The 4,505-nt window shown below is 69.0% G+C and carries 7 protein-coding genes; 6 read left to right on the top strand and 1 reads right to left on the bottom strand.

Annotated elements, in window-relative coordinates:
- Positions 1-31 precede the first annotated feature (31 nt).
- The 4 genes from AC1DU6_RS21080 to AC1DU6_RS21065 all read left to right on the top strand — a co-directional run bounded on the left by AC1DU6_RS21080 (position 32) and on the right by AC1DU6_RS21065 (position 2,648).
- A complete protein-coding gene (locus AC1DU6_RS21080) occupies positions 32-229 on the top strand; it encodes a YgaP-like transmembrane domain (RefSeq protein WP_477859357.1) in 198 nt (65 codons plus the stop codon).
- Positions 230-247: 18 nt separating this feature from the next.
- Positions 248-784, top strand: a complete 537-nt coding sequence (locus tag AC1DU6_RS21075; protein ID WP_477859355.1) for an RNA polymerase sigma factor — start codon at positions 248-250, stop codon at positions 782-784.
- Positions 785-880: 96 nt separating this feature from the next.
- Entirely contained in the window at positions 881-1,558 is a 678-nt protein-coding gene (locus tag AC1DU6_RS21070; RefSeq protein WP_477859353.1) for a hypothetical protein, read from the top strand.
- Between the two features lie 121 nt (positions 1,559-1,679).
- Entirely contained in the window at positions 1,680-2,648 is a 969-nt protein-coding gene (locus AC1DU6_RS21065) for a DnaJ-like protein C-terminal domain-containing protein (protein WP_477859351.1), read from the top strand.
- Positions 2,649-2,669: 21 nt separating this feature from the next.
- Here the strand turns inward: AC1DU6_RS21065 and AC1DU6_RS21060 are convergent, their stop codons facing one another.
- Complete coding sequence (locus tag AC1DU6_RS21060) at positions 2,670-3,074, bottom strand: DUF1761 domain-containing protein (protein ID WP_457321588.1); 405 nt, start codon at positions 3,072-3,074, stop codon at positions 2,670-2,672.
- 84 nt (positions 3,075-3,158) lie between these two features.
- Here AC1DU6_RS21060 and AC1DU6_RS21055 point away from each other — a divergent pair, with 84 nt between their 5' ends.
- Positions 3,159-4,235 (top strand): sensor histidine kinase, encoded by a 1,077-nt coding sequence (locus tag AC1DU6_RS21055; RefSeq protein WP_477859349.1) that lies wholly within the window; start codon positions 3,159-3,161, stop codon positions 4,233-4,235.
- The coding region (locus AC1DU6_RS21050) for a LytR/AlgR family response regulator transcription factor (protein ID WP_477859348.1) at positions 4,232-4,505 on the top strand (274 nt) is incomplete at its 3' end. The genes AC1DU6_RS21055 and AC1DU6_RS21050, both read left to right, overlap by 4 nt.

Here is a 4,505-nt window from a genome sequence, read left to right as displayed (position 1 = left end):
GGGCTGTCCTCGAACACTTGAGAGTCGAACCATGATCTATGTGAAAAACGTTCCGAACGGCGAGCGCGCCGTGCGCGTGGTGGCGGGCCTGGTGGCCGCGGCCCTGGGGCTGCTGCTGTTGGGCGGCATGGGCGGCTGGCTGGTGGCTGGCGGGGCGGCCGRGTTGGTGGCATCCGGGCTGTTCGGTTTCTGCCCGGCTTGCGCCATGATTGGCCGCAAGTTGAAGTAGCAGCCGGGCAGCACTGACATGGCCCTGGCCCCACAACACCAGCCCCTGCTCGCGGCCGCGCACGGCGGCGATCCGCGGGCACTGGAGCAATTGCTGAAGATCTCCCGGCCCGACATCCGCCGCTATGCCCAGCAGCACTGCCTGCTCAGCGACGTCGATGACGCGGTGCAGGAGGCCCTGCTCATCGTCAGCCGCAAGCTGCCGTCGCTGCGCGTGCTGGCGGCTTTCTCGGGCTGGTTGATCCGCCTGGTGCAGCGCGAATGCCGGCGCCTGGGCCGGCTCACGCTGCGCYATGACCCGTATGACGAGGAAAAGCTGGAGCAGTGGCTGGTCGTGCGCGACGAATTGGGCCTGCGGCGGGAACTGGTGGCGGCGCTGGAGTCGCTGCCGTCCCACTACCTCGAGGTCATGCTGCTGCGCGACCTTGAGGAGCTGACCATCGAGGAAATCGCCGCCCGCACCGGCCTCACGCGGCCGAACGTGAAGAGCCGGTTGCATCGCGCCCGGRCACTGGCGCGGGAGTACCTGTTGGGCGGGAAACCGGCCGGCGTCTGACGGTGGCCGCCCGCAGCGGGACTTCCTCCTATCCGACTTGAGCGCCGCAGTGGCAGTGCAAGCATGGTTGCCTCCATAACTTCGGAGACAGACACCATGATTCGACGCCACTACGTTCTCGGCGCGGCCACCTTGCTGGCCGGGCTCTCGTTGCCCGCTCTGGCACAGCGCGGCGATGACGACGGCGAGTTCGTCATCCTGCAAGCTCGCTACGGCACGGACCGCAACCATGTCGATGTGACCGACCAGCTGCGCCAGCTGGCCCGCCGTGACCGCCGCGTGCGGCTGACCAACGACCTGTTCGGCGTGGACCCCGACCCCGGCCGCGACAAATACCTGCGCATCTACGCCCGCGACAGCCAAGGCCGCGAACGCCGCTTTGACTACCCCGAGCGCGCATGGATTGACGGCGGGCAATTCACCGCCTGGGGCGCGGGCCGCTGGGGCGAACCGAACTACAACGGTGGCTGGGCCGGCAACCCCTATCGCGACCGCCACGATGACGRCAGCTACACCATCCTGCACGCCAACTACGGCACCCCCGGCCGCGAGGTGGACGTGACCGGGCGGCTGCGCGAACTGGCACGCCGCGACGAGCGCTTCCGCATGGGCAACGACACCTTTGGCGTCGACCCCGACCCGGGCCGCGACAAGCGGTTGATCATCATTGCGCGCGACCCCAATGGCCAGCAGCGCAGCTTCGCGTACGCCGAGGGCAGCTGGGTGGATGGCAGCCAGTTCACTGGTTGGCGCCGCGGCGACTGGGGCCGCTGATCGCGCGGTTTACCCGCCCTTACAACCGGCGAAGCCCGGCGTCCTCGCGCCGGGCCGTCCTCGCGTTGAACCCTTGGCCGTGCGACCATGCCCGGCCAAGACCAACAACGAGGGGATTGCCATGAAACGCCGCCAATTGGGCCAATGGACACTGGGCCTGGGTGCAGCACTGGCCACTGCCATCACCGGGCCCGCCTGGGCCGACGATGACGGCGAGTTCGTCATCCTGCATGCCCGCTACGGCACCGAGCACAACCACGTGGACGTGACCGRCCGCCTGCGCGAGCTGGCCCGCCAGGACCGGCGTTTTCGCTTGAGCAACGACCTCTTCGGCGTCGACCCCGAGCCTGGGCGCACCAAGACGCTGCGCATCTTTGCCCGCGACCGCCAGGGGCGTGAACGCACCTTCGAATTCCGTGAGCGCGACTGGGTCGACGGCAACAGGTTCATCGGCTGGGGCCGCGGCAACTGGGGCGAGTCCGGCGGGTCGGGCGGTTGGCAAGGGGGCGGCAACAGCCCGGGCRGCGACCGCCACGACGACGGTGAGTTCACCATCCTCTACGCCACCTATGGCGCCGACGGCCGCGACGTGGACGTCACCGACCGCCTGCGCGAACTGGCGCGGCGCGACCAACGCGTGCGGTTGACCAATGAACTCTTCGGTGTTGACCCATTTCCCGGAAAGACCAAGGTCCTGCGCATCTTTGCCCGCGACCGTGGCGGCCAGGAGCGCGTCTTCGAGTACCGCGAGTACGGCACCATCGACGGCAACCAATTCGTCGGCTGGGGCCGCGGCGACTGGGGCCGCGGCCACCGCGGCGGCGGCGACCAGGGCCCGGTGCGGCCCGGCAGCGGCCGGCTCATCATCGACAGCGCCAGCTACGGCGCCGACGGCCGCTGGACCGACGTGACCCAGGCCCTGCGCGGCCAGGTGCGCGGCGAACGCTTCGAGACCGAGGTGCGCAACGAGCTGTTCGGCTTCGACCCCGCGCCCGGCCGCCGCAAGCTGCTCAGCGTGACCTACCGCTTCGGCAACGAGCCGCCGAACACAGTGCGGGTCGGTGAAGGCGACCGGCTGCGGCTGCCCTAGGAAGGCGCAAGCGATCCGGCTTCAATGCCAGGCGCCGAGGATGGTGCCCATCACCGTGTAGGCCACCACCTGGTAGCCGCTGTTGATGAGCCAGAGCTTGAGCGAGCGCTGCTCGAACAGGTAGATCACGCCCAGGCTCATGGCCACCCAGCCCAGGCCGGTGGCCAAGCCGGCGAACAGGCCGAAGCTCAGAGTCGCCTTGGCGCCGAGGAAGGCCGCCAGGTTGAAGGCCATCACCAGCGAGGCCAGCGCCGACAGGCCGAAGACCTTGGCCGGGCTGGCCTGCTTGGCCTGGGCCTCGCTCAGGCCCGCCTCGGCCATCCAGGCCTTGGCGAAAAGGATGGGCGAGTACCAGAGCCCGCCGATCAGGAAGCTGGACAAGGCCGCCACAATGACCGCCGGGAAGTTGAATTGCACTGCGTTCATCGCAGACCCCTCTTGAAGTTGTTGGTGCGGCGATGCTGAGGCGCCCCCGTCCCCGGCAACAGCGGTCGCGCGCCGAAGTCGAAGATGAGCACGCCCAAAGCCGACAAACTGCCGCTCAAATCGCCGCCGAACCCGCCGATGCAGGCGCGCCTGGATGACCGGCTGCTGATGGCCGGCGGTTCGCTCGCCTTCGGCCTGGCCATTCCCTGGCTGACGGGGCTCTACGGGCCGCTCGGCCCCGGCGACGCGCGCTTCTGGGTCGGCTTTGCCGGCTTCATCGCGCTGGCCTTTGCCATCTGGGCAGGCAACCGCTGGCTGCTGTTCAAGCAGCGCGAGCACCTGAACTGGTTCGCCCACCCGCTGCGCAAGCTCTTGATGCTGGTCAGCGCCAATGTGCTCTACACCGCGCCGCTGACGCTGGCCGCCATCTGGGCCTGGTTCCATGTCGCTGGGCAGCCGGTCGACGCCAATGCGCTGAAGCTGGTGGTGGCCACCAACGTCATCTGCGTGCTGTTCGTGACGCATGCCTACGAGACCATGTTCCTGATCCGCGAGCGCGAGTCGGACATGCTGCGTGTGGAGCGCCTGGAGCGCGCCCGCACGCAGGCCGAGCTTGGCGCGCTGAAGGCTCAGGTCGACCCGCATTTCCTGTTCAACAGCCTCAACACCCTGGGTCATCTGATCGAGAGCGACGCGAAGAGCGCCCGCGAGTTCAGCGACACCCTGGCCGAGATCTACCGCTATGTGCTGGACAGCCGCCAGCGCGACCTCGTGCCACTGGACGAGGAGCTCGCCTTCCTGCGCCACTACCACCGCCTGCTGGCACTGCGCTTTGGCGCCGCCATGCCGCTAGCGTTGGACCCGGCCTTGCAGACTGGTCAATGGCTGATCCCGCCGCTGGCSYTGCAGACGCTGCTGGAGAACGCCATCAAGCACAACGAGGCCAGCGCCGCGCAGTCGCTGACCGTCAGCTTCACGCTGGACGGGGACCGCGTGCACGCCCGCAACGCGCTGCAGCYGCGCCGCAGCGCCCTGCCCTCCTCAGGCCTGGGCCTGGCCAACCTCGACGAGCGCTGCCGCCTGCTGGCCGGCCGCGCACTGGAATGCCGCGCCGAGGCTGGCGTGTTCGAAGTCGCCATTCCGCTGCTGGCCCGCCCATGAAGATCTTCATTGCCGAAGACGAGCCCCCGGCGCGCGAGCGCCTGACCGCCACGCTGGCCCGCGTCGCGCCTGAGGCCCGCGTGCTGGGCCACAGCGACACGGTGCAAGGCACGCTGGCCTGGCTCGCTGACCACCCCGCACCCGACCTGCTGCTGCTCGACATTCAGCTCGCCGACGGCCTGTCGCTGGAGCTGTTCCGCGACCACCGCCTGGCCCTGCCCACGGTCTTCACGACGGCCTATGACCAGTTCGCGCTGCAAGCCTTCCAGG

The sequence above is a fragment of the Roseateles sp. P5_B10 genome, assembly GCF_056400485.1.
This window is presented reverse-complemented; position numbering and strand designations above follow the sequence as displayed.